The 22,305-nt window shown below is 69.3% G+C and carries 25 protein-coding genes; 13 read left to right on the top strand and 12 right to left on the bottom strand.

The window, feature by feature from the left end:
• The first annotated feature begins 54 nt into the window (after positions 1-54).
• From infA to B5M43_RS12775, 10 genes are all read left to right on the top strand, one after another.
• Positions 55-276, top strand: coding sequence for a translation initiation factor IF-1 (gene infA / locus B5M43_RS12730; protein ID WP_055992200.1), 222 nt, complete (start codon positions 55-57; stop codon positions 274-276).
• A gap of 63 nt (positions 277-339) precedes the next feature.
• On the top strand, positions 340-456 hold the full coding sequence (gene rpmJ, locus B5M43_RS12735; protein ID WP_005050492.1) for a 50S ribosomal protein L36: 117 nt from the start codon (positions 340-342) through the stop codon (positions 454-456).
• Between the two features lie 216 nt (positions 457-672).
• Complete coding sequence (gene rpsM / locus B5M43_RS12740; protein WP_134745963.1) at positions 673-1,047, top strand: 30S ribosomal protein S13; 375 nt, start codon at positions 673-675, stop codon at positions 1,045-1,047.
• A 25-nt stretch (positions 1,048-1,072) separates the two neighbouring features.
• Positions 1,073-1,471, top strand: a complete 399-nt coding sequence (gene rpsK, locus B5M43_RS12745; protein WP_055992206.1) for a 30S ribosomal protein S11 — start codon at positions 1,073-1,075, stop codon at positions 1,469-1,471.
• 164 nt (positions 1,472-1,635) lie between these two features.
• Positions 1,636-2,625, top strand: coding sequence for a DNA-directed RNA polymerase subunit alpha (locus B5M43_RS12750; protein ID WP_134745962.1), 990 nt, complete (start codon positions 1,636-1,638; stop codon positions 2,623-2,625).
• Between the two features lie 39 nt (positions 2,626-2,664).
• The gene (gene rplQ, locus B5M43_RS12755; RefSeq protein ID WP_134745961.1) at positions 2,665-3,204 is read left to right on the top strand and encodes a 50S ribosomal protein L17; all 540 of its coding nucleotides are present in this window, start codon (positions 2,665-2,667) and stop codon (positions 3,202-3,204) included.
• 215 nt (positions 3,205-3,419) lie between these two features.
• Complete coding sequence (locus B5M43_RS12760; protein ID WP_230668073.1) at positions 3,420-3,899, top strand: S-ribosylhomocysteine lyase; 480 nt, start codon at positions 3,420-3,422, stop codon at positions 3,897-3,899.
• Entirely contained in the window at positions 3,896-4,591 is a 696-nt protein-coding gene (mtnN, locus tag B5M43_RS12765) for a 5'-methylthioadenosine/S-adenosylhomocysteine nucleosidase (protein WP_230668076.1), read from the top strand. The genes B5M43_RS12760 and mtnN overlap by 4 nt, the downstream gene beginning before the upstream one ends.
• A gap of 29 nt (positions 4,592-4,620) precedes the next feature.
• Positions 4,621-5,472 (top strand): tRNA pseudouridine(38-40) synthase TruA, encoded by an 852-nt coding sequence (locus B5M43_RS12770; RefSeq protein ID WP_134745960.1) that lies wholly within the window; start codon positions 4,621-4,623, stop codon positions 5,470-5,472.
• 52 nt (positions 5,473-5,524) lie between these two features.
• On the top strand, positions 5,525-6,196 hold the full coding sequence (locus B5M43_RS12775; protein WP_134745959.1) for an endonuclease/exonuclease/phosphatase family protein: 672 nt from the start codon (positions 5,525-5,527) through the stop codon (positions 6,194-6,196).
• A 5-nt stretch (positions 6,197-6,201) separates the two neighbouring features.
• On the opposite strand, the gene B5M43_RS12780 is transcribed toward B5M43_RS12775, so the two are convergent.
• The 7 genes from B5M43_RS12780 to B5M43_RS12810 all read right to left on the bottom strand — a co-directional run bounded on the left by B5M43_RS12780 (position 6,202) and on the right by B5M43_RS12810 (position 13,202).
• On the bottom strand, positions 6,202-7,035 hold the full coding sequence (locus B5M43_RS12780) for a hypothetical protein (protein WP_134745958.1): 834 nt from the start codon (positions 7,033-7,035) through the stop codon (positions 6,202-6,204).
• A gap of 126 nt (positions 7,036-7,161) precedes the next feature.
• Positions 7,162-8,436 (bottom strand): hypothetical protein, encoded by a 1,275-nt coding sequence (locus B5M43_RS12785; RefSeq protein ID WP_134745957.1) that lies wholly within the window; start codon positions 8,434-8,436, stop codon positions 7,162-7,164.
• Between the two features lie 4 nt (positions 8,437-8,440).
• The gene (locus B5M43_RS12790; RefSeq protein WP_134745956.1) at positions 8,441-9,361 is read right to left on the bottom strand and encodes a hypothetical protein; all 921 of its coding nucleotides are present in this window, start codon (positions 9,359-9,361) and stop codon (positions 8,441-8,443) included.
• 14 nt (positions 9,362-9,375) lie between these two features.
• Positions 9,376-9,978, bottom strand: a complete 603-nt coding sequence (locus B5M43_RS12795) for a low molecular weight phosphatase family protein (protein WP_134745955.1) — start codon at positions 9,976-9,978, stop codon at positions 9,376-9,378.
• Between the two features lie 4 nt (positions 9,979-9,982).
• Positions 9,983-11,431 carry a polysaccharide biosynthesis tyrosine autokinase gene (locus tag B5M43_RS12800; protein WP_134745954.1) on the bottom strand — a complete coding sequence of 483 codons (1,449 nt, stop codon included), beginning with the start codon at positions 11,429-11,431 and terminating at the stop codon, positions 9,983-9,985.
• Between the two features lie 69 nt (positions 11,432-11,500).
• On the bottom strand, positions 11,501-11,878 hold the full coding sequence (locus tag B5M43_RS15365; RefSeq protein ID WP_167626784.1) for a DapH/DapD/GlmU-related protein: 378 nt from the start codon (positions 11,876-11,878) through the stop codon (positions 11,501-11,503).
• 178 nt (positions 11,879-12,056) lie between these two features.
• The gene (locus tag B5M43_RS12810; protein ID WP_134745952.1) at positions 12,057-13,202 is read right to left on the bottom strand and encodes a glycosyltransferase; all 1,146 of its coding nucleotides are present in this window, start codon (positions 13,200-13,202) and stop codon (positions 12,057-12,059) included.
• 117 nt (positions 13,203-13,319) lie between these two features.
• Between B5M43_RS12810 and B5M43_RS12815 the strand changes: the two genes are divergently transcribed.
• A complete protein-coding gene (locus B5M43_RS12815; protein WP_134745951.1) occupies positions 13,320-14,300 on the top strand; it encodes a glycosyltransferase family 4 protein in 981 nt (326 codons plus the stop codon).
• Positions 14,301-14,315: 15 nt separating this feature from the next.
• On the opposite strand, the gene B5M43_RS12820 is transcribed toward B5M43_RS12815, so the two are convergent.
• The 5 genes from B5M43_RS12820 to B5M43_RS12840 all read right to left on the bottom strand — a co-directional run bounded on the left by B5M43_RS12820 (position 14,316) and on the right by B5M43_RS12840 (position 19,495).
• Entirely contained in the window at positions 14,316-15,296 is a 981-nt protein-coding gene (locus B5M43_RS12820; protein WP_167626783.1) for a glycosyltransferase, read from the bottom strand.
• 169 nt (positions 15,297-15,465) lie between these two features.
• On the bottom strand, positions 15,466-16,362 hold the full coding sequence (locus tag B5M43_RS12825; protein ID WP_134745949.1) for an NAD(P)-dependent oxidoreductase: 897 nt from the start codon (positions 16,360-16,362) through the stop codon (positions 15,466-15,468).
• Position 16,363: 1 nt separating this feature from the next.
• Positions 16,364-17,347, bottom strand: coding sequence for a GDP-mannose 4,6-dehydratase (locus B5M43_RS12830; protein WP_134745977.1), 984 nt, complete (start codon positions 17,345-17,347; stop codon positions 16,364-16,366).
• Between the two features lie 98 nt (positions 17,348-17,445).
• Entirely contained in the window at positions 17,446-18,372 is a 927-nt protein-coding gene (locus tag B5M43_RS12835; protein WP_230668090.1) for an NAD(P)-dependent oxidoreductase, read from the bottom strand.
• Positions 18,365-19,495 carry a glycosyltransferase family 4 protein gene (locus B5M43_RS12840; RefSeq protein WP_167626781.1) on the bottom strand — a complete coding sequence of 377 codons (1,131 nt, stop codon included), beginning with the start codon at positions 19,493-19,495 and terminating at the stop codon, positions 18,365-18,367. Before B5M43_RS12840 ends, B5M43_RS12835 begins: the two co-directional genes overlap by 8 nt.
• Before the next feature lie 207 nt (positions 19,496-19,702).
• Between B5M43_RS12840 and B5M43_RS12845 the strand changes: the two genes are divergently transcribed.
• On the top strand, positions 19,703-21,154 hold the full coding sequence (locus B5M43_RS12845; protein WP_134745946.1) for a hypothetical protein: 1,452 nt from the start codon (positions 19,703-19,705) through the stop codon (positions 21,152-21,154).
• A partial coding sequence (locus B5M43_RS12850) for a UDP-glucose/GDP-mannose dehydrogenase family protein (protein ID WP_230668080.1) occupies positions 21,151-22,305 on the top strand: 1,155 nt, incomplete at its 3' end. The genes B5M43_RS12845 and B5M43_RS12850, both read left to right, overlap by 4 nt.

A 22,305-nucleotide genomic window follows, 5' to 3' on the forward strand; every position in this document is an offset into this window, starting at 1 on the left:
GGCACCGAATCCACCCACCGCAGACCGACCGGTCTGCACAAGCAAAGCGAGTCTATGGCGAAGAAAGACGGTGTCATCGAGATCGAGGGTGTGATCACCGAGGCTCTGCCCAACGCGATGTTCCGCGTCGAGCTGACCAACGGTCACAAGGTCCTCGCCACGATCTCCGGGAAGATGCGGCAGAACTACATCCGGATCATCCCCGAGGACCGCGTGGTCGTGGAGCTCAGCCCCTACGACCTCACGCGCGGCCGCATCGTCTATCGCTACCGCTAGGCCGGTCGAGAAGTAACGGCCGTGCCCGAGAGGGCGCGGTACGAAGACAGCGAAAGAAGAATCATGAAGGTCAACCCCAGCGTCAAGCCGATCTGCGACCACTGCAAGGTGATCCGTCGCCACGGCCGCGTCATGGTCATCTGCAAGAGCAACCCGCGCCACAAGCAGCGCCAGGGCTGATGCGGGCCCCTCGGGGCCCCGTCTCTCGCAGCACACAACTCAACATCGACCCCTCGCCGAGGGTGGCGTCGAGCCGTTTCGACTCGCTTCGCTCGCTCAACGACCGAGGACATCACTAGGCAGGATCAGAACCCGCGACAGCGGGGGACACCTCGGGGCGGAGGCCCGGGCACCGATCCTGCTCCACACCTCCAACAACACTCAGGAGAAAGTCGCATGGCACGTCTTGCCGGCGTCGACATCCCGCGCGACAAGCGCGTGGTGATCGCCCTCACGTACATCTACGGCGTTGGACGCACTCGTTCGAACGAGATCCTCGCCGCCACTGGCATCAGCCCCGACATCCGCGTCAAGGACCTGAACGACGACCAGCTCGTCGCGCTCCGTGACTACATCGAGGGCAACTACAAGGTCGAGGGTGATCTGCGCCGCGAGGTCGCCGCCGACATCCGTCGCAAGGTCGAGATCGGCTCGTACGAGGGTCTCCGCCACCGCCGCGGCCTCCCGGTCCGCGGTCAGCGCACCAAGACCAACGCGCGCACGCGCAAGGGTCCGAAGCGCACCGTCGCCGGCAAGAAGAAGGCCCGCTAAGCGCGGTTCGGTTTAGGAGAACAACATGGCTGCACCCAAGACCGCTGCGCGCAAGCCGCGCCGCAAGGAGAAGAAGAACATCGCCGTGGGCCAGGCCCACATCAAGTCGACGTTCAACAACACGATCGTCTCGATCACGGACCCGTCCGGCGCCGTCATCAGCTGGACCTCGGCCGGTGGCGTGGGCTTCAAGGGCTCGCGCAAGTCGACGCCGTACGCGGCCGGCATGGCGGCCGAGTCGGCCGCCCGCCAGGCCCAGGAGCACGGCGTCAAGAAGGTCGACGTCTTCGTGAAGGGCCCGGGCTCGGGCCGCGAGACCGCGATCCGCTCGCTGCAGGCCGCTGGTCTCGAGGTCGGTTCGATCCAGGACGTGACGCCGCAGGCGCACAACGGCTGCCGCCCGCCCAAGCGCCGCCGCGTCTGACGTGATCCCCGCCGGGGAGCCAGGCTCTCGCAGCCCTGGCCCCCCGGCGTCTCGTCGTCCCACGGCCGCGCGTCCCTGAGACACGGCGCGTCCGTCCGAGAACAACTCAAGACCTCATCCACGCAAGTGTCATATAGCGGGCACTTGATCGAAAGGAACAACCAGTGCTCATTGCACAGCGTCCCACCCTCACCGAGGAGAAGATCTCGGAGTTCCGCAGCCGGTTCGTCGTCGAGCCCCTCGAGCCCGGCTTCGGCTACACCATCGGGAACGCGCTCCGTCGCAGCCTCCTCTCGTCGATCCCCGGCGCGGCGGTGACCAGCATCCGCATCGACGGCGTGCTGCACGAGTTCAGCACCATTCCGGGCGTCAAGGAGGATGTCACCGAGATCATCCTCAACATCAAGCAGCTCGTGGTGTCGAGCGAGCGCGACGAGCCCATCACGGCTTACCTGCGCAAGACCGGCGCCGGCGAGGTCACGGCCGCCGACATCTCGGCCCCGGCCGGTGTCGAGGTGCACAACCCCGAGCTGGTCATCGCGACGCTCAACGACACCGCCAAGTTCGAGCTCGAGCTCACGATCGAGCGCGGCCGCGGCTACGTGTCGGCCGTGCAGAACCGCAACGAGTACGCCGAGGCCGGCCAGATCCCGGTCGACTCGATCTACTCGCCGGTGCTCAAGGTCAGCTACCGCGTGGAGGCCACGCGCGCCGGTGAGCGCACCGACTTCGACAAGCTCGTCCTGGACGTCGAGACCAAGCCGTCGCTCGCCCCGCGCGACGCCGTCGCGTCGGCCGGCCGCACGCTGGTCGAGCTGTTCGGCCTGGCCCGCGAGCTGAACGTCGAGGCCGAGGGCATCGAGATCGGCCCGGCGCCGGTCGAGACCGTCCTCTCGAACGAGCTGTCGATGCCGATCGAGGACCTCGACCTGTCGGTCCGCTCGTACAACTGCCTCAAGCGCGAGGGGATCAACACGGTCAGCGAGCTCGTCGCCCTCTCGGAGACGCAGCTCATGAACATCCGCAACTTCGGACAGAAGTCGGTGGACGAGGTGCGCGACAAGCTCACCTCGCTCGGCCTGTCGCTCAAGGACTCGGTGCCCGGCTTCGACGGCACCGGCTTCTACGGCGGCTACGACGACGAGTCGCTCTGATCCGTTTCGACTTCTTTCCGACAACTGGAGTAACAAGAAATGCCTAAGCCCACGAAGGGTCCCCGCCTCGGAGGCGGCCCCGCCCACGAGCGTCTGCTTCTCGCGAACCTCGCGGCGGCTCTGTTCACGCACAAGTCGATCAAGACGACCGAGACCAAGGCCAAGCGCCTGCGTCCGCTCGCCGAGCGCCTGATCACGTTCGCGAAGCGCGGCGACCTGCACGCGCGTCGTCGCGTGCTCTCGGTGATCGGCGACAAGGAGGTCGTGCACACGCTGTTCGCCGAGATCGCGCCGCTCGTCGCGGAGCGTGAGGGCGGCTACACCCGCATCACCAAGGTCGGCAACCGCAAGGGCGACAACGCCCCCATGGCCGTGATCGAGCTCGTCCTCGAGCCCGTCTCGCCGAAGGTCAAGAAGGCCGCGCCGGCCGCCGAGAAGGCGCCGGTCGCCGAGGAGACCCCGGCCGAGGAGGCCCCCGCCGAGGACACGACCGAGGTCGTGGAGGAGGCTCCCGCCGAGGAGACCACCGAGGCCGCTGCCGAGGAGACCGCCGAGGCCCCCGCGGAGGAGACCAAGTAAGTCCCGCCCGCATCGCACGAAGGGTCCTGCCGTCCGGCAGGGCCCTTCGTCGTTCCCGGGCGAGTGGGGAGGCGCGGCGCCGTGTCGACTCCTCGCTGGCGCTCGTCGCTCAACGACCACGAATCGGCGTCCCCCCCCGTGGTCGTTGAGCGAGCGAAGCGAGTCGAAACGTCGTCGAGCCTCCCGACGGCATCGACCCGGATTAGGCTCGAAGGGTGACCGAGCCCCGCATGAACGTCGAGTCCTTCAACCTGGACCACCGCGCCGTCGCCGCGCCCTACCTGCGCGTCGCCGACCGCAAGGTGCTGCCGCACGGCGACGTGATCGTGAAGTACGACGTGCGCTTCGCGCAGCCGAACATCGCGCACCTCGAGATGCCGGCCATCCACTCGCTCGAGCACCTGTTCGCGGAGAAGAGCCGCAACCACTCCGACCGCGTGATCGACTTCTCGCCCATGGGCTGCCAGACGGGCTTCTACCTGATCCTGCAGGGCGACCACACGTTCGAGCAGGTGGAGGAGCTCGTGGCCGCGACGCTGCAGGACATCCTCGACGCCGACGAGGTGCCCGCCGCCAACGAGGTGCAGTGCGGCTGGGGCGCGAACCACACGCTCGAGGGCGCGCAGCAGGCCGCGCGCGCGTTCCTGGCCGAGCGCGGCCAGTGGGCCCAGGTCTTCGCGGGCGAGAGCCGGTGAGCGCCGGATCCGTCGCGGTCGTGCTGGTCGCGATGGAGGAGGAGGCCGCGCCCTTCCTCGAGCAAGCGGGCGAGGTCAGCGAGCCCGTGGTCATCGGCCGAGCGGAGCACCGCGGCATCGTCGTCGACGGGCGCACGCACGTGCTCGTCCGCACCGGCATCGGCATGGTCAACGCGGCCGACGCCGCGGCGGGCGCGATCGCCCGCTACGGCCGTGACGTGCACCTCGTGAGCGCCGGATCGGCCGGCGGGCTCGCGAAGGGCGTCCAGGTCGGTGACGTCGTGGTGAGCGATTCGCTCGTGAACGTCGGCGCCGACGCGCGCGCCTTCGGGTACGCGCTGGGGCAGGTCCCGGGCATGCCCGTCACCTACGACGGCGACGCGGAGCTGCGGCAGGCCCTCCTGGGCGCGGCCGGCGACCTGACCGTGCGGGAGGGGGCGATCGGCTCGGGCGAGCGGTTCGTGACCGCAGAGCTCGCCGAGGAGCTGCGCCGCGACTTCCCGCACCTGCTCGCGGTCGACATGGAGTCGGCGGCGATCGCGCAGGTCGCGCACAACCACGGCGTCCGCTTCGTCTCGGTGCGCGCGGTCTCCGACCTGTGCGCGCCGGACGGCACGGAGTTCCTGACGCACATTGACGGCGCCGCCGAGCGCTCGGCGCGCGTCGTGCTGGGCGCGCTCGCGGCGCTCTGACGCGAGCCGGTGCCGCATAGGCTGGAGCCGTGCCCCGCATCCGCCTCGACATCGCCTACGACGGCACGCACTTCCGGGGCTGGGCCCGCCAGCCGGGCCTGCGCACCGTGCAGGGAGTGCTCGAAGGGGCTCTGGAGCGCATCATCGGGTCGCCGGTTCCGCTGACCGTGGCGGGGCGCACCGACGCGGGAGTGCACGCCAGCGGCCAGGTCGCCCACGCCGACCTGGACGACGCGCAGTGGGCGCGCGCCACGCAGCGCCGGCGCGACAGCGTGCGCCACGAGGACCCGGTCGCTCCGCTCGCCCGCCGCCTGACCGGCGTGCTGGGCCAATACGCCGACGTGGCCGTCCTCCGCACGTCGAGTGCGCTCGAGGGGTTCGACGCGCGCTTCTCGGCGGTCTGGCGGCGATACGAGTACCGGGTGGCCGACGCCATCACGGGGTACGACCCGCTCGAGCGGCACCGCACGACGACCGTGCGGGCCGAGCTGGACGTCGAGGCGATGGACGCCGCGGCCCGCAGCCTGATCGGGCTCCACGACTTCGCCGCCTACTGCAAGCCGCGGCCGGAGTCGACCACGATCCGCACGCTGCTCGACTACGAGTGGCGGCGGGACGACCTCGGTGTGCTGGTGGCCCATGTGCGGGCCGACGCGTTCTGCCACTCGATGGTGCGCGCCCTCGTGGGCGCATGCGTCGCGGCAGGCGAAGGCAAGCTGCTGCCCGAGCACCTCGTGGCGATCCGGGACGCGCGCCTGCGCACCAGCGAGTTCAAGGTGCTGGCGGCGCGGGGCCTCACACTGACCGAGGTCGGCTACCCGGCCGACGACCTGCTCGCCTCTCGCGCGGAGCAGACCCGGCGTCGGAGGGACGACGAATAACCTCGTCAACCCCAGGGGGCGCGCAGACCGCCGAGCGTAGGGTGGAGCCGACATGAGGGTGATCTCGTACAACCTGCGCAAGCACGCCGCGGCCCACGAGCTCGAGGAGCTGGTGGACCGATGGGAGGCGGACGTCCTGTGCCTGCAGGAGGCCGACACCGCCCACCTGCCCTCGCACCTCGCGGGGCTGACTCTCGCCCGCGCGACGGCCAAGAACCGCCTGGGCCTGGCGCTCTACTACCGCGAGAACATGTTCCAGCTGCGAGACGTCGTGAGCCTGTCGCTCAAGAAGTCGCTGCACGACATCCTGCTCCGCCCGGCGCACGAGCGCGTTCTCGCCGCGCGCCTGCGCGACATCGACGCGGGGCGGGACGTGGTGATCGCGTCCTTCCACGCCGCGCCGCTGACGGCGCTGAACTCGCTGCGCCGCCACCAGATCCGCACCGCGTTGACCGAGCTGAGCAAGCTGGGGGACGGGCTGCCCGTGCTGATGGTCGGCGACTACAACTACCCGGTCTTCAAGGAGCGACTCGGCGAGCACATCCGCGGTCACGGGCACGACCTCACGCTGAGCGACGCGCGCACCTACACGCGGTACCGCTTCTTCAAGGGGCACTACGACTTCGCGACATCGATCGGCCTCGACGTCGGCAAGGTCACCACGCTGCCGCAGGGCGCGTCGGATCACCTGCCGATCCTGGTCACCGCGACCTACCGGCGCTGACGGGCTCAGCCGAAGAGCGAGCCGAGTGCGTCGCCGATCAGGCCGTCGTCGGAGGCCGGCTCGTCGGCGGGCTCGGTGGGCCCGGGACTCGGGGTGGGGCGCTGCGCGGAGCGCGTGATCTGCGGACGGGGCTCGCTCGTGGCGCTCGGGTTGGGCTCGGAGACGCCGCCATCCGATGTCGACGGTGCGGAGGTGCTCGGGCTGGGAGCGGGCTGCATCATGACCGCCGTGCTCTCTCCGGCGGGGGCCGCGGGCTGCTCGACCGGTGCCGTATCCACGGCGGTCACGCTCGGAGCCGACACGTCGCGTAGAGCGGCCTGCGTCGGGGAGGGACTCGGGGCCGCGCTGGGACGCGGGCTCGCCGTGGGGAGCAGACCGGGATCGGCCGGGGATCCGGTGACGGTCGCCGAGGGCGCCGTGCCCGCGCCCGGCGTCGGGACCGCGTGGGTGGCGGTCGGCCCCTGAACCGAGCCGAGCGCCAGCGCCCCCGCGCCGCAGCCGCCGAGGATCAGCAGGGCGATCGCGCCGCCGATGATCGGGCCCCGGGCTCGACGCGGCGACGGCACGGGGTCCGGCTCGGCCTGCGGCAGCACGGTGTCCTCGTGGCGTCCGTAGCGGGGCAGGGGAGCGGTCGGGGTGCTGTGCGAGCCGGCTCCCGGGTCCCGGCGAGCCTGCCCTCGGCGCATCGGCCCGGGATTGGCGCGTGCGATGTCGCTCGGCGTTGTGGCATCCGCGAACTGCATCGCGAACGAGGCGTCCGTCGTCGGCCGCGCCTTCGGGGCCGGGTCGGTGGGCTGGTCGTGATCGTGGTCGGCGAAGAGCTCTTCGAGTCCGCTCATCCTGTCATCACCTCTCCGTCATCCCCCGCCGAGGGACCCTACCGGGTCAGCCTGAGGGGGCGCGTAAGGCGTGGTCACCTTCGTCTGCTATCGGTGCTCGCGCGCGAGGGAGGCGACCGTGACCGATCAGCTCTGCCAGTCGGATCCGCCGAGTCCGGGCGGCAGGATCACGCCGCCACCGCCGCCGGGCTGCTCGTCGGTCGGCGGTTCGCTGGGCTCGGTGGTCGGCTCGGGCTCGGTCGTGGGCTCCGGCTCCGCGGTGGGCTCCGGCTCGGTCGACGGCTCGGGCTCGGTGGTCGCGGGCGGCGCGATGGGGTTCACCGGCGGCTCGTACGCGGGTGGCTCCTGGGCCAGCTCCTCCTGGCGGATCTGCTCGTCGCGCAGAGCGCCGACCGCCGCGACGAACGCCGCGATCGCGTCGGGCCCGTCGGAGCCCGTGGCGGCAGCGGCGCTGTCGACGGCATCGTGAAGAGCCGTTCCGGCCAGAGGAGCCGCGTCATGGGCGGCGGCCGCGACGTCCGGGAACGTGTCCGTGATCGCCTCCAGCGATGCGAGCGCCGCCTCGGACGCGCCGCTCAGCCCGCGGTCGATCGCCTCGATGGCGGTGTGCGACTCCTCGAAGAGGATGCTCTGCCGATCGACGGCTTCGAGTCCGTCGGCGAGCTGCGCGGGGGTGGCCACCCCCGCGATCTCGAGCTCGAAGCCGTCAGGAAGAGCGATCGCGTCGACAGCCGACGCTTCGCGCCCGAGTGCGGTGGCTGCGTCGCGTGCCGCCGCGACCAGCGCCGGATCCAGCACATCCTCGGCGCCGCGCAGCGCCGTGCCGATGCGGTCGGCGAACCGCGCGGCGGCGCCGGACGCATCGAGCAGGGCGGTGTGAGCCTGCGTGAGCCGTGTGGTCGCCGAGGCGAGCTCGGACTGCGCCCGCTGCAGGGCATCGACACGTGCCTGGTTCTCGGCCGAGGAGGCCAGCTGCGATGCCGCGGCCTCCTGCGCCTGAACCGTCATCGCGGTCACCGCGGCCCCGGTGCCGCCCAGCGCGACGACCAGCGCGCCCGCCAGGATCACGGCGCGCGGCGGGAGCCGTCGGCGCGCGGCGAACGCGGGGACGGTTCGGGGGCGCGCTGACGCGGCGTTCGCGCGCGCGGCCGCGGATCCGTCGGCGACGGGTCCGGCCGACGCTCCGGCGGCCCGATCCGAGCCTCGGTCGGTCGAGGTGAACAGCGAGTCCAGTCGCGCGGTCTCCGGCGCCTGGTCAGGGGCGCGCGCAGGAGCGGCCTGCTTGCGGGGCTGCCCCGCGAAGAGCGCATCCAGCGGAGCGCCCGAAGATGAGGCCTTCTGCTCCCCAGGCGGCCTGGCCGGGCGCTTCTCGCCCTCGAAGAGGGAGTCCAACCCGCTCACGGCGTCAGCCCCAGTTCGCGCCGCCGTCGGCCGAGCGGCCCACGACGTCGCCGGCCCACGCGACGACCGTTCCGTCGCCGCCGGCGGCGAGGGCCACGTCACCCGGGGCGTACTCGGCAGGCAGGCAGGCGCCGGCGGGTGCGACGGCGCCGTCGGCGAGCGCGGCGACCTGCACGCCCGCGCACTGCGCCGCGGACCCGTCGAGCATCACTCGGAAGCCGTCCGCGGCGGCGTGAACGGTCAGGGCCCCCGGCGCGGGGACAGGAGCAGACCACGTGGCGGCGTTGTCGGTCGTGGTGACCACGGTGGCGTCGTCGCACAGGGCGATCGCGGTCGTCTCGTATGCCGAGAGGGCAAGTGCGGTGCAGGGCAGCGGCACGTCGCCCGCAGGGGCGTGCACGGTCGTCGGAGCGCCCGGGTTGAAGTACCAGGAGCCGGCGACGAGATCGGCGGTCTGCTCCCACGCCGCGCCCTCGCTGAAGGACCACATCCCGGTGGGAGCGCACGCCGCGTCGAGCGTGATCGCCTGTCCGATGTCGCCGGACAGCAGTCGCAGCACCTGCGATGCGCCGGCGGCGCTCGTGTCGCCCGCAGCCCAGGTCGCGCCGGCGTCGGTGCTGAACTCGACGGTCGGGGCGTTGCCGCCGCATTCACCGGTCGTCGACCGGATGAGCGTGCCCGTGGTGAGCTGAGTGAGGTGCCGGGTCGGAGCGACGGCTGCCGGGGCCTCAGGCTCGGCGGAGGGCGTGTCAGATGCGCTCGGCTCCGGTTGCGGCGACTCGGTGGCGGTCTTCGAGGGCGACGGGGAGCCAGCCGTGGCCGGGGCTCCATGATGCTGCGTGAGCGCGAGAGCCGAGAGCGCGAGCACGACGACTCCGAGCAGGCCGAGCGCGGCGAACGTCCACACCCGGGGGATGGCGTTCATCCGGTGTCGGAATCTCATGAGCGCCCCAGGTCGGCCGCGCGCCGGAGCAGCGCCACCGTGGTGGCGATCGCGGGGGAGAGGTGCTGTGCGGAGAGCTCGAACACGTCGTCCGACCTGCGGTACGGATCGATCACGTCGTCGCCGTCCTCGGTGGCCGGGGGCGGGACCGTTCCCCGAGAGAACCCGATCTCCTCGACGGCGAGGCGCATCCGCTCGGCTGCGTCGGGCTCATCGCGCACGAGGTCATCGATGGTCTCCGTCGGCACATTCTCGGCGATGCGGGCGAACTCACGGATCGTGAAGGTGTAGCGCGACGCGCGCGGCACCAGCTCGACGATCTGGCGGCGGTGCTCACGCGCCATGCCGAGCACGAGATCCGCCTCGCGGATCATGTCGGCAGTGATCTGACGCGCGCGGTGCGTCTCAGGGGTCAGCACGCCGAGCCCGCGCGCGATGCGCAGCGACTGCGCGGGCATCCCCTCGTCGACCAGGGCGCCGGTGCCCGCGCTGGCGACCGTGACCGGCAGCCCTTCCAAGCCGAGCGCGAGCAGCTGCTCGCCGAGCGGCGAGCGGCACACGTTGCCCGTGCAGACCGTCAGGATCGTGAACGTGCCCATCGCCTCACCTCTTCGCGGTGGCGGTGCTGCGGCGCGCGGCCTTCTCGCCCTCGCGGCGCGACTCGAGCGCGCTGTCGTCGATCGGGCTGTTCTGGCCGTAACCGTACTCGCCGTAGCCGTAGCTGTCGGGGCCCTTGGTCGGCAGCTTCGTCACGACCACGCCGAGAAGCTCGGCGCCCGCCGTCTCGAGCGTGCGGACCGCGGCCTGGAGCGCGGCCTTCTTGGTCTGGCCCGAGGCGGCGACCAGGATGACGCCCTTCGTCTTCTTGCTGACGACGGCGGCGTCGGTGACGAGGAGCAGCGGCGGCGCGTCGATCAGGACGTAGTCGAAGTGCTCGCCGAGCATCTCGAGCAGGCGGTCCATGGCCGTGGAGCCGAGCAGCTCGCTCGGGTTCGGCGGCACCTTGCCCGCGGGCAGCACGTACAGCTGGGTGCGGCCCCAGCGCTGCAGCGCGTCGACGAGCTCGACCTTGCCGATGAGCACGTCGGTCATGCCCACGCCGCCTTCGATGCCCATGTACGTGGCCACCTTCGGCAGGCGCAGGTCGCCGTCGAGAAGTGCCACGCGGGCGCCGGTCTCCGCGAGAGAGATCGCGAGGTTCGCCGTCGTCGTCGACTTGCCCTCGCTGGGGCCGGCGCTCGAGACGACGAACGCGCGGGACCCCTCGCCGACCTGAAGGAACTGCAGGTTCGTGCGGAGCGTGCGGAAGGACTCGGCCCGCGGGTTCCGCGGGTCGGCGTGCACGATGAGCGGGCGCGAGCTCGCCTCGGGGTCGTACGCGATGCCGCCGAGCAGTGGCTTGTCGGTGATCTGCTCGATGTCGTGGAGCGAGTGGACACGCGTGTCGAGCACGGTGCGAAGCACCGCGATCCCGAGCCCGAGCGCGAGCCCCAGGATTCCCGCGAGAGCGAGGTTCACGGGGACGCGCGGGCTGACCGGGGCTCCCGGGGCCATCGCGGGCTGCACCGTCGTTATGCGGATCGGACTGTTCTCTCCTTCGCCTCCAGGCGAATCGAGCTCGTCCTGCGCGACCCGCGTGAAGCTCGCGCCCGTGGCGTTCGCGATGTCGGCCGCGCGCTGCGGGGAATCGGCGCTGGCCGTGATGTCGATCATCACGGTGTTGGCGGCGGATGTCGCCGTGACGTTGCGGGCGAGCTGACCGACGGACACGTCAAGGTCCAGCTCTTCGATGACCGGCTCCAGGACGATCGCGGTGCCGATGACGTCGACGTAACTAGCCACGATCTGACGAGCGAATGTGCTGCCCTGGACAAGGTCGCCGGTCGCGGCGCCCTCGGCCGTGCGGACGGAGACGTAAAGGCGGGTCGACGCCTGATAGGTCGGAGCGGTGAGCAACGAGACTGTCGCGCCCGCGCCGATCCCGACCAGAGTGGTCACCAAGATGAGGATCCAATGCTTGTGCAGGATCCGGATGTAGTCCTGAAGGGTCATGTCATCTCCGGCCGATGGCGTGTTCGCACGATTCTTTCATGCTCTCGGCGAGAGCCGGTTCCGCGCGGACTAGCCATCTGCGAAGTCGATGCGGCGGACAATGCGTGCAGGCACGCCGGCGACGACCGCGCCCGCGGGCACGTCTTTCGTGACGACGGAGCCCGCAGCGATCACGGCGTCATCCCCGATGCGGCAAGGGCCGATGACGGTCGCGTTGCTGCCGATGAAGACGCCGTTTCCGATGGTGATGTCGTGCCCTTCGTCGAGGATCGCCCGCTTGCGCTCCACGCCCCGCTTGGACATGTCGTGCGTGCCCGCAACCAGGCTGACGCCAGGACCGAGCATGCTGTAGCGACCGATCGTGACGATGCCACTAGTGGCGTTGATGTGCGCGTTCCCGATCGTGGCGGTCGGGTCGATCCGGGAGCGCGGCCCGTTGCCGCCCACGATGTAGGGCTGTCGCTCGTATGCGAAGCGCACGAACGATCCGATCGGACCGTCGGCCAGGCGGCGTCGAAGTGCGCCTACGAGGACCTGCCACGACGTCGGCTTCGCCGGGGGCAGTCGGTGCTCCCGGGGTGCCGGCTGATGTCCGTGGGGTCGGGGGCGTAGGAGTGGCACCCGATCATCGTGCCACAGCATGGTCAGCGGACCTCGACCCGCCTGTCGCTTCAGCGCCCATCGCACGATCGATTGCGATACGGAGCTTCTTGAGGAAGTTCTCCTCCGAGAACGTCGCCGCGTGGCGACGGATCGCTTCCGGGTCCCAGCTTCGAGTCCGGCTCGCGAGGATCGCCTCGCCGATCGCTTCGGGAAGAGGCGCGTCGAAGTAGGTTCCGGTCGTCCCCTCGCTGATGGTGTCCAAGAAGCCGCCCCATCGGAGGGCGATGGCCGGCTTCCCGAAGACTCCGGCTTCGATGGGCGTCAGCCCGAAGTCCTCATAGCTGGCCGCCACCACCGCCTCGCAGTGCGCGTACAGCCATCTCATCTCCGAGTCAGTGAGTCCCTTGAGGAACGTGACATTGGCCGATGCGCGGGATCGCAGCCGCTCCTCCTCGGGGCCGGCGCCGACGACGACGAGCCGGTGATCCAATTCGCGGAAGGCGTCCACGACAGCATCCACGTTCTTGTACGGCAGGAGCCTCGAGATGCAGAGATAGAAGGCGCCATCATCGTCGATGGCGCTGGGGCGGCTCTGCTCACCGGATGCATCGTAAGAATGCGGCGCGTGCACCACGGTGGCGTCGATTCCATATGTGTCGCGGATCCGCTGCTGAACCACGGTGGAGATGGCGATGTATGCGTCCGCGCTCCGCGCTTGACGACGGTCCCAGCGCCGCAGCCACGGGCCGAGCACGCCGATCAGCAGGCGCTGAGCCAGTGAGGCGCTGTCCCCCAGGTAGACGTCCTGCTGATAGAGCCACCGGGCAGGCGAGTAGCAGTACACGACCTTCTTGCCGGTCGTCCGGAATCCGTGAGCCCACCCGCTCGAACTGACCACGGTGAGATCTGCGTCGATCACCGTGCGCGAAACGGATCGCGCGAGGAACGGCAGGGCGAAGCGGTGATTACGCCGCAGGAACCCGAAGCGGTTGAGCTGGGTCGTCCGGATGTCCAGGTCGCGGAACTCCGGGTAGGTGCCCGCCGCCTCGTAGAGCGTGGTTTGGATGGGTGCACCCGGGAAGCCCTTGGCGAGCGCGAGCACGACCTTCTCGGCCCCTCCGCGCTGCGTCAGATAGTCGTGCGCGATAACTACAGGCGGTCGGGACATATCTTCAGATCGTAATGTAGCTTCGAGGGCCGCACCGGCGGCGCAGTCGGGAGGCGTAGCTTGCAGGTCGCATGGATCGCGTTGGAATGGCCTCGTGAGGGGCACCACTCCGGCGGCGTGGGGCGGTACCTGCAACGGCTGGCCGAACGCATGCGCGACCTCGTGGACCTCACCGTCATCTGCTTCGACGACGCCATCCCGATGGAGGGCGTGAACTTCGTGCGGCTGCCTGCCCCGAGGGGGCGTTTCGGGAGGTACTACACCTCAGCGATCCGGGCTTCGCGTGTGCTGCGTCGAATGGTCCCCGACGTTGTCCATTCGCACGGAGACGACCTGATGCTCCCCCGAGGCGTCCCGCTGATCCGCACCTTCTATGGGTCTTCGTTGAACGAGGCACGGAGTTCGCGTGGCCTTCGCAAGTACAACCACTATCTGCTCGCTGTGTTGGAACAGCTGTCCGCCCGGCGGGCATTCGTCAAGCTCGGAATCGCGCCGGAATCGCGCGAACTCATGGGATGCGACGCGATCTTTCCGCCGTACTTCGGCGTCGACCGTGCGCCGACGGACCCCGCGCCGGAGCCGATGGTGCTGTTCGTCGGCAGCTACGAGGGGAGGAAGCAGGGGCACGTCGTCCAGTCGGCTGTTGAGGCGCTGAGGCGAGAGGGGCGCGGCATCGAGCTGACGGTGGTCGGACCGCACACGGACGCTTCCTCCTGGGCGCCGTGGGTGGACCACCGGTCGGGCATGTCGGATGCCGAGGTAGCGCAGCTCTACCGTCGAGCATGGGTGCTCGTCTCGCCGTCGGCGTATGAGGGATTCGGCATCCCGGTGCTTGAGGCGCTTGATCACGGCATTGCCGCGATCGCCTACCCGAACCCTGGTTCGACTTACCTGCGGTCGCTCGCGGAAGACGACGCCCCGCTGATCCTCGCGGAGGGCGCGGAGTTCGTGCAGGCCCTGCGCGAGCGCATTGACCGCGGGCCAGCCCTGTCCACTCGAGAGCGAGAGAGCGCGACCGAACTCATCGAACAGGTGAAGAGGGATGGCTCGCCTCACCGCCTCGTGGACTACTACCACCGGGCGGTCGGCGCGCGCTGAGGGTCTGCGGGCTTGTCAACGGGTGGATGCCACGCGGGCGAAGAAGTCCGCGTAGCGCTCAGAGATCTCCGAGTCGCGCGGCACCGGCTGCTCAGCCCGGAGATTGGCGTGCAGGCGCGCACGCAGATCGGGTTCGTCGGCAACGCGCCGCATCGCTTGGGCGAGGGACGAGACGTCACCCGGCTTGGTGAGGACACCTGTTTCGCCGTGCCGCACCCATTCCAGAGGGCCCCCTGCGGCCGCCGCGATCGTGGGTCTCGCCGCAGCCAGGTACTGGAGAAGGTTCTGGCCCATCGGCTCTGGGCGAGTCGAGGCGTGGACGCAGATGTCCCACTGCTCGAGGAGAGGCCAGACGTCACCGACATGCCCGAGGAAATCGACTCTGTCGTCGATGCCGAGGGTCTTCGCAAGTTCCTGGAGTTCCCGGGCGAACACTTCCTCGCCGAACGCCGCCGAGCCGGCGAACTGAAGGCGCACGTCCGAATCTGCGAAGGCGGCCGCGAACGCCTGGAGCACCTCCGCCTGGCCCTTCCAAGGTGCGAGACGCGCGAGCATCCCAACGGTGCTCACCGCCTCTCGGAGGGGAGCGATAGGTCGATCCCCGCGATGACCGACGGAGGAAGGGATCACCGCCGTGACCGCGTCGTCTCGGATCCACCTGGCGGCAGTCTGCAGGGTGTAATCCGAGTTCGCGATCACCCCATGCGCCTGCTTCAGCGCGAGAGACATGGCGCGCACCGCCACCCCGCCGATTGCCTCGGGTTCCACCGCATCACGGAGGTGCACGACGAGGCGACGACGGGAGAACGCGGTCGCGAGCGTCGCGATCAGGGCTGCTCGGCTTGTGTTCGCGTGGACCACCTGTTGCTCACGGAAGCACTTCGAGCGTCTCAGCGCGAAGCCCTGCCGGACCACGCCCGCCAGCATGCCGATCTTCGCAGCCAGTGAGCCCGAGATCGCGCCAGCCTGCTGGGGGACGCCGACGATTTCGATCATCGTGTCTGGCAAGGACATGTAGGCGCCGCGCCCTCCTGCGGTTGGGGGGAGGAACACGGTCGCATTCCACGCCGGCTTCCCCTCCAACAGGCGTCGCAACGCGATCTCCGCTCCTCCCGGTTCGACGGTGTGATCGACGTGAGCCACGCCGGGAACCCCGGACCGGGACTCAGACATGCGCAGCCACGGCGTCGGCGATCGATGTCGCGAAGTCATGGCGCGGTGACCACCCCAATCCCTCGCGCAACCGGGAGGCATCGCCCACCACCCGCGGGACATCGATGGGGCGCGACCGATCCATCTGGACGCGAGGGATTTCACGCCCCATGGCAGTGCAGATCTCGGCAAGGACCTCATGCCCGCTGCGGGACCGTCCGGATGCGACGTTGTAGATCCTGTGGTCCAACGTCTCCGCGGCCGTCAGCATCAGGTACGCCGCCGCAACATCACGTACATCGGTGTAGTCGCGTTCCGCGTCGAGGTTGCCGGTGCGAAGCGGCTCACCCGTCGGAAGCGTCCTGAGGCGATGGATGAGATCCGGCACCAGGAACCCGAGCCCTTGGCCGGGACCGATGTGGTTGAAGGGGCGCGCGACGATGAGATCGAGGCCACGGCTGCCGTAGTAGGAGAGGAGGTTCTCGACGGTCGCCTTGCTGACCGCGTACGGCGATGAGTAGGACAGCGGCGAGTCCTCTGTGAGTGCTCGAGACGAGCGGGCGTAGAGCGCGCCCGTGCTCGCGACGACCACTCGAGTCGAGCGGCCCTGGCGAAGTAGTTCCTCGCACAGGTTGATCGTGATGGCGGCGTTCTCTGTCACGTAACGCAGAGGGTCGTCGAACGACGGGCCGACAGCCGCGAGCCCCGCGAGGTGCACGATAGCGTCGACGTCCGGCAACCGAGGCCAGGCGTGAGCCAGGTCCGCCGAGACGTACTCGGACACGCCGGGGACGTCGGCGGACTGGCTTCGGCCGATACCGATCACGTGGAAGCCGGCACGCCGCGCCTGCGCCGCGACGTGGCGCCCGACGAAGCCCTCGACGCCCGTGACCGCGAGGCGGGTCGTCATGTCAGCCGGCAGCGCCGACGAGGTTCAGGTCATGCGCGACCATGAGCTTGACGAGGCCGGGGAAATCGACCTCGCGCTTCCACCCGAGCACGCCCTCCGCCTTTGCCGGGTCGCCGAGGAGGATGTCCACCTCAGCGGGGCGCATGAAGGCCGGATTCTGCTGGACATACGGCTTCCAGTCGTCGATGCCGATCTCGGCGAATGCAAGATCGAGGAACTCCTCGATCGAGTGCGTCTCGCCCGACGCGAGGACGAAGTCATCAGGGGTGCCGTGCTGCACCATCTGCCACATTCCGCGCACGTAGTCGCCTGCGTATCCCCAGTCGCGCTTGGGCCACAGGTCGCCCAGCTCGATGTGATCCTGGAGGCCCGCCTTGATGCGAGCCACTGCGTGAGTGATCTTGCGGGTAACGAACTCGACGCCGCGCCGCTCACCCTCGTGGTTGAAGAGGATCCCGCAGCTGACGAACATGCCGTAGCTCTCACGGTAGTTCTTGGCGATCCAGTGTCCGTAGAGCTTGGCGACACCGTACGGGCTGCGCGGGTGGAACAGCGACTCTTCGTTGTAGCCCCGACCCGGGCGGTTGTAGTCGAGTCCGCCGAACATCTCGGAGGTCGATGCCTGGTACACCTTGGTCTTCTCGGCGAGGCCGGCGAGTCGGACGGCCTCGAGCACGTTCAATACGCCCTTGCCGGTCACCTCGGCGGTGAGCGTGGGGTTCTTGAAGGAATAACCCACGTGGCTGATCGCGGCCAGGTTGTAGAGCTCATCCGGTTGCGCGATCTCGACCGCGCGCACGATCGAGGTCGGGTCGGCGAGATCGCCCTCGATCAGCGTGACATACGGGAATTCGGCCTCCACGGCCTGGCGGCGCGGGTTGTGCTGACCACGGATCAGGCCGAAGATCTCGTAGCCCTTCTCGTGGAGCAGCTCTGCGAGATGTCCGCCGTCCTGGCCAGTGATTCCTGTGATGAGCGCGCGCATTCCCCACCTGTTCTTGTCTCTTGAGGCAATCTTCAGCATCGTACCGTGAGGGCGAGGGGACCCAAGGAGAGGGCATCGCCCACGGGTGATGGAACGGCTCAGTCCGCGTCAGCCGCGACCCACCGATACGTCTCGGCGAGCCCTTGTTCGAGCCCGTACGTCGGGCTGAATCCGAGCGACCGCAGAGCGCTGACGTCGGCCTGCCAGTTCTCGGGGTCGCCTGCCCTGACCTGGCCGCTGAATTCCACGGCATCCGAACGGCCAGCCACGGCCAGGATGTGCGCGGCGAGCGTGGCGAGAGTCGTCTCGACACCTGACGCGATGTTGTATGCCTCCCCGCGGAGGTCTCCCGCCTCCGCGACGGTGATCATCGCATCCGCGGCATCGCGGACGTGCACGAAATCGCGAGACACCCGGGCGTCCCCGAGGAGCCTCACGGGACGCTCTCCGGCGGCGACCCGTCGCGAGAGGTCGTACACGACCTGCTTGCGTTGCCCGGGGCCGTAGATCGAGAAGAACCTGGCGGACGCGGCTCGCAGTCCGTTCGTCTCCGCGAAGAGGCGCACGTACAACTCCGCGCTCAGCTTCGAGACGCCGTAGGGGGAGAGCGGCGCCAAGGGGTGCTGTTCTGACATCGGCAGGTGGCGGCTCGTCCCGTACACCGCCGCGGAGGACGCGTAGACGAGTCGTGCTCGTGCGTCGAGCACGCGCATGCGCCACAGGACGCGCAACACGGCACGCACGTTGTCGTCCAGGTCTCCGCAGGGGTCCTCAACGGATTGCGGCACTGAAGCGCGGCCAGCGAGGAAGTACACGTGGTCGCTGGAGAGCAGGAGCGCATCGAGATCCATGGTGGCGACGTCGCCAGTCACTGTCCGGTGCGGGCTCTCGAGGCCTGCCGCTGCGGCACCTGAGCGGCTGACTCCTGTGACATGGTAGCCCCGCCGTACGAGCGAGTCGACGAGCCAGGTGCCGAGGAATCCGGACGAGCCGATCACCAGGGCCCTGGGCGGGCCGTCATGCATTCGCGTTTCCAGCGACCTGGCGGAGGAGGGACTCGAGCTCACCCGCGACACTCTGCCAGGTGAATGCCGACGACGCCCGTTCACGCGCCCGGGACCCCAGTTCGCGGGCGAACGCGGGGTTGGTGCCCAAATCGAGCAAGGCCGTCGCGATCTCGTCGACGGACTCCGGGTCGACCAGCAGACCGGTTTCGCGATGCAGCACCGCTTCCCGGGGTCCGCCGACGTTGCCCGCGATTGCCGGGAGGCCCCACGCCGCCGCCTCCAGATATACGACCGGGAAGCCCTCGCCAGCGACCTCTCCGCGCGGGTATCGAGCCGGCATGACGAATGCGTCCGCCTCGGCCAGCCATCGTTCCTTCTCGGCGTCATCCACGGCGCCTCGGAACTGGACGGCATGAGCCACGCCGAGTTCGGCCGCACGGGACTCGAGTGCCGACCGTCGCCGCCCGTCGCCGAGCACGATCCATCGCGCATCCGGGATGCGCTCGAGGACGCGCGGCATCGCCTCCAGGACGACGTCGTGGCCCTTGTACCAATCCCGCAGACGCCCCACAGTCAACATGGTGAACGGGCCGTCGCCCGACGCGCGCTCGCTCTTCTGCGGTACGTCAACGCCCGGGTGCACGACGTGTACGGGCGGGACCTCGCGTCCGTTCGCGGCGGCGACCAGCTGCGACTTGGTGTACTCGCTCACCGCGACCGCTGCGGCGCTGCGTCGAAGCCCCCAAGCCGCAAGACGGGGGCGACCGGCGATCTCCTTGCCGTACACGTACAACACCGTCGGTACGTGGAACCGTCGAGCGGCGAGAGTGGCAAGCGGACTCGTGACGACGTGGCCGTTGAGGATGACATCCGGCTTCCAGGAGCCGAGCGCCGCGACTCCGCGGGCGTTGAACAGGGCGTTACGCACGATGGGCTTCGACGAGCCCACGGGCACGCGTCTCACCGTCACTCCGGAGTCGATGTCGAACGCCCGTGCCCCAGGAGCGTCGGGAGTCAGCACCTGCACCTCACTGCCGGGCATCGCAGATGTGATGCGGTGCAGGAGCCGCTGGATTCCACCGAACGCGGGAGGGAAATCAGGCGTGATGAGGAGGACGCGCAACGCTGAGGGGGTCGTCATCTGGGTGCGGGGCCTTTCGGTCGGTCGAGGCGGGCCACGAACGCGATTCTGGCGATCGCCAAGATCCGTGCGGAGTGAACTGAGCCGCCCCGTCATCGTCTCATGAGCCTCGCAGTCCCGCATGGCGGACGATCGCCCTTGCGATGAGGAGGGTGGTGGACTGAGCCGCGGCGCGTCCCGCCGCGGCATGGCGGATAGGATCCCAGCATGGCCGCGTTCCCGATTACCCGTGGGGGAGGCGTGGACCGGAGTGGCCGCCGGGTGGCTTCGTGGCGCCGAGAAGGCTCACTCCCACGGGCGGCGGTGGCGGTCCTGGCAGCAGCAGCGTGCTCGTTCGTGCTGGTGCTCGTTGCTCTGAGGCTCCCTGTTCAGGTGAGCATGGTCTGTATCGGCATGATGGCCGCGGTGATCCTGGGCAGTCGTACCGGGATCGTGGCTCTGGTGGTCGTGCTCGTCCCAACGTTGGGACTCGTGCGGCGGCTCGTTTCGGGCGGGGATTCCGGATCCGGGCAGGATCCGCTGCTGGTCCTGCCGAGCCTCCTCGTTCTCAGCGTGGTCTTCTGGAGTGTGTTCCGTCCCCAAGCAGAACGGCGAAGCCGCATGCCTGGTGCATTGGTCCTCGGAACGATCGTCGGCGCAGGGCTGTCCTTCGCGCTTAGTGGTCAGCTGGGTGTCGAGCCGCTCTACTACGCGGCTGTCCTCGTGCTCCCTTTGTGCCTTGCCTATGTCATTTCGACGGGACAGCTGCCTGACGTCTGGGGAACCGTGCGGAGGTTGTTGCCCCCGCTGGGCTTTCTCGTCGGGACATACGGGCTGTTCCAGTTCTTCGTGTTGCCGCAATGGGACCGAAACTGGATGCGAGCGAGTGGCCTGACGAGCATCGGTGCGCCCGAACCGCTTCAGGTGCGCCTCTTCGGTGCGTCGGAGTCGCCTGGACCATACTCGTTGTTCATCGGCACCGTCGTGGTGCTTTGCCTCGTACAGGTCGTGGTCGAGACTCGGGTTGGGAAGCGACTTGCGTGGGCATCGCTGGGCGCCTACCTGTTGCTGCCGCTCGTTCTGTCCGGAGTGCGTTCCGCGCTCATCGGCGTCGCGATCTGCGCATTGCTTCTTGCGCTGATCCGAGCCCGCGGTTTCAAGCGTGTCCTCGTTGTTGCGTTCCTCGCTGGCGGCTACTACGTCCTGACATCGGCGATCGGGAGATTCGGAGCCACTTCGAGCATCCTGAGCGCCGACAGGTACACCGATCTATCCAACGACGCTTCGCTTGCCGCGAGGTTGGACCTCCTCCAGTACTTGCGTGAGCCCTGGCGCTACGTCCTCGGAAACCCAGCGGCGCCGACGATGGACAACCTTTTCATCGATGTGCTGGTTCGCTTCGGACTGATCGCCGCGGTGTGCATGGTCCTCCTTGTCGGCTATGTCGGTGTGGTCGCAGTGAGAAACCTCGTGAGCAAGCAAAGGGAGGACGCCGCACTCGCCGCTATGTTCATCGCTATCGCGACATTGTTCGGACCCGTCTTCAATTCGACGTTCGGCATCCTGATTGGCATCATCTTCGGCACCGTGATGGCGAGTTCCAAGGTCCTGGGTGCTGCCGCCGACGGTTCGACGTCAGCAGGCAAGGCCGGGTCCGACGAGAGGAGCCTTTCGGGATGAAGCTGAGCGTCATCGGCTGCGGGTATCTCGGCGCGGTGCATGCCGCGGCGATGGCGTCGCTGGGTCACGACGTGGTCGGCATCGATGTCGACGAGGCGAAGATCGGAAAGCTCGCCGCGGGTGAGACGCCGTTCTTCGAGCCCGGGCTGGCGGAGATCCTGACGGCGGGGATCGGGTCGGGCCGGTTGTCGTTCACGACCGACATGGCCGCCGCGGCGGACGCGGATGTGCACTTCATCGCGGTCGGCACCCCGCAGCGGCGCGACGGCGCGGGCGCGGACCTGCGGTTCGTGGACTCCGCCGTCGAGGGCCTGATCCCGCACCTGAAGCCCGGCTCCCTGGTGGTGGGCAAGTCGACCGTGCCGGTCGGCACCGCCGCCCGCCTGGCCGGGCTGGTGGAGCCTGCCGGGGCGCGCCTGGCGTGGAACCCGGAGTTCCTGCGGGAGGGGTTCGCCGTGAAGGACACGATCGAGCCGGACCGGCTCGTGTACGGCGTCGCCGACGCGTCGAAGGAGCAGGACACGCAGATCCTGGACGAGGTGTACGCGACGGCCCTGTCGACCGGGACGCCGCGGATCGTGACCGACTACGCCACCGCGGAGCTGGTCAAGGTCGCCGCGAACTCGTTCCTGGCCACGAAGATCAGCTTCATCAACGCGATGGCCGAGATCGCCGAGGTCACCGGCGCGGACGTCACCCAGCTGGCCGACGCGATCGGCCACGACAACCGCATCGGCCGCCGCTTCCTCAACGCCGGCGTCGGATTCGGCGGCGGCTGCCTCCCCAAGGACATCCGCGCGTTCGCGGCCCGCGCCGAGGAGCTCGGCAAGGGCGAGTCCGTCGCGTTCCTCAAGCAGGTCGACGAGATCAACCTCCGCCGCCGCCAGCGCCTGGTCGACCTGGTCGTGGACTCCTTCGACGGGCAGGTCTACGGCCACCGCGTCGCCGTGCTCGGCCTGGCCTTCAAGCCCGACAGCGACGACATCCGCGACTCCCCCGCCCTCGACGTCGCCGTCCGCCTCAAGGGCCTCGGCGCGGAGGTCATCTCCCACGACCCCGAGGCCATGCCCAACGCCCGCCGCCTGCACCCCCAGCTCGACTACGCCGACACCGTCGACCAGGCCCTCACCGGCGCCGAGGCCGTCGTGATC

Origin of the sequence: Microbacterium sp. MEC084 (genome assembly GCF_004514465.2) — a bacterium.
Classification (GTDB): Bacteria; Actinomycetota; Actinomycetes; order Actinomycetales; family Microbacteriaceae; genus Microbacterium.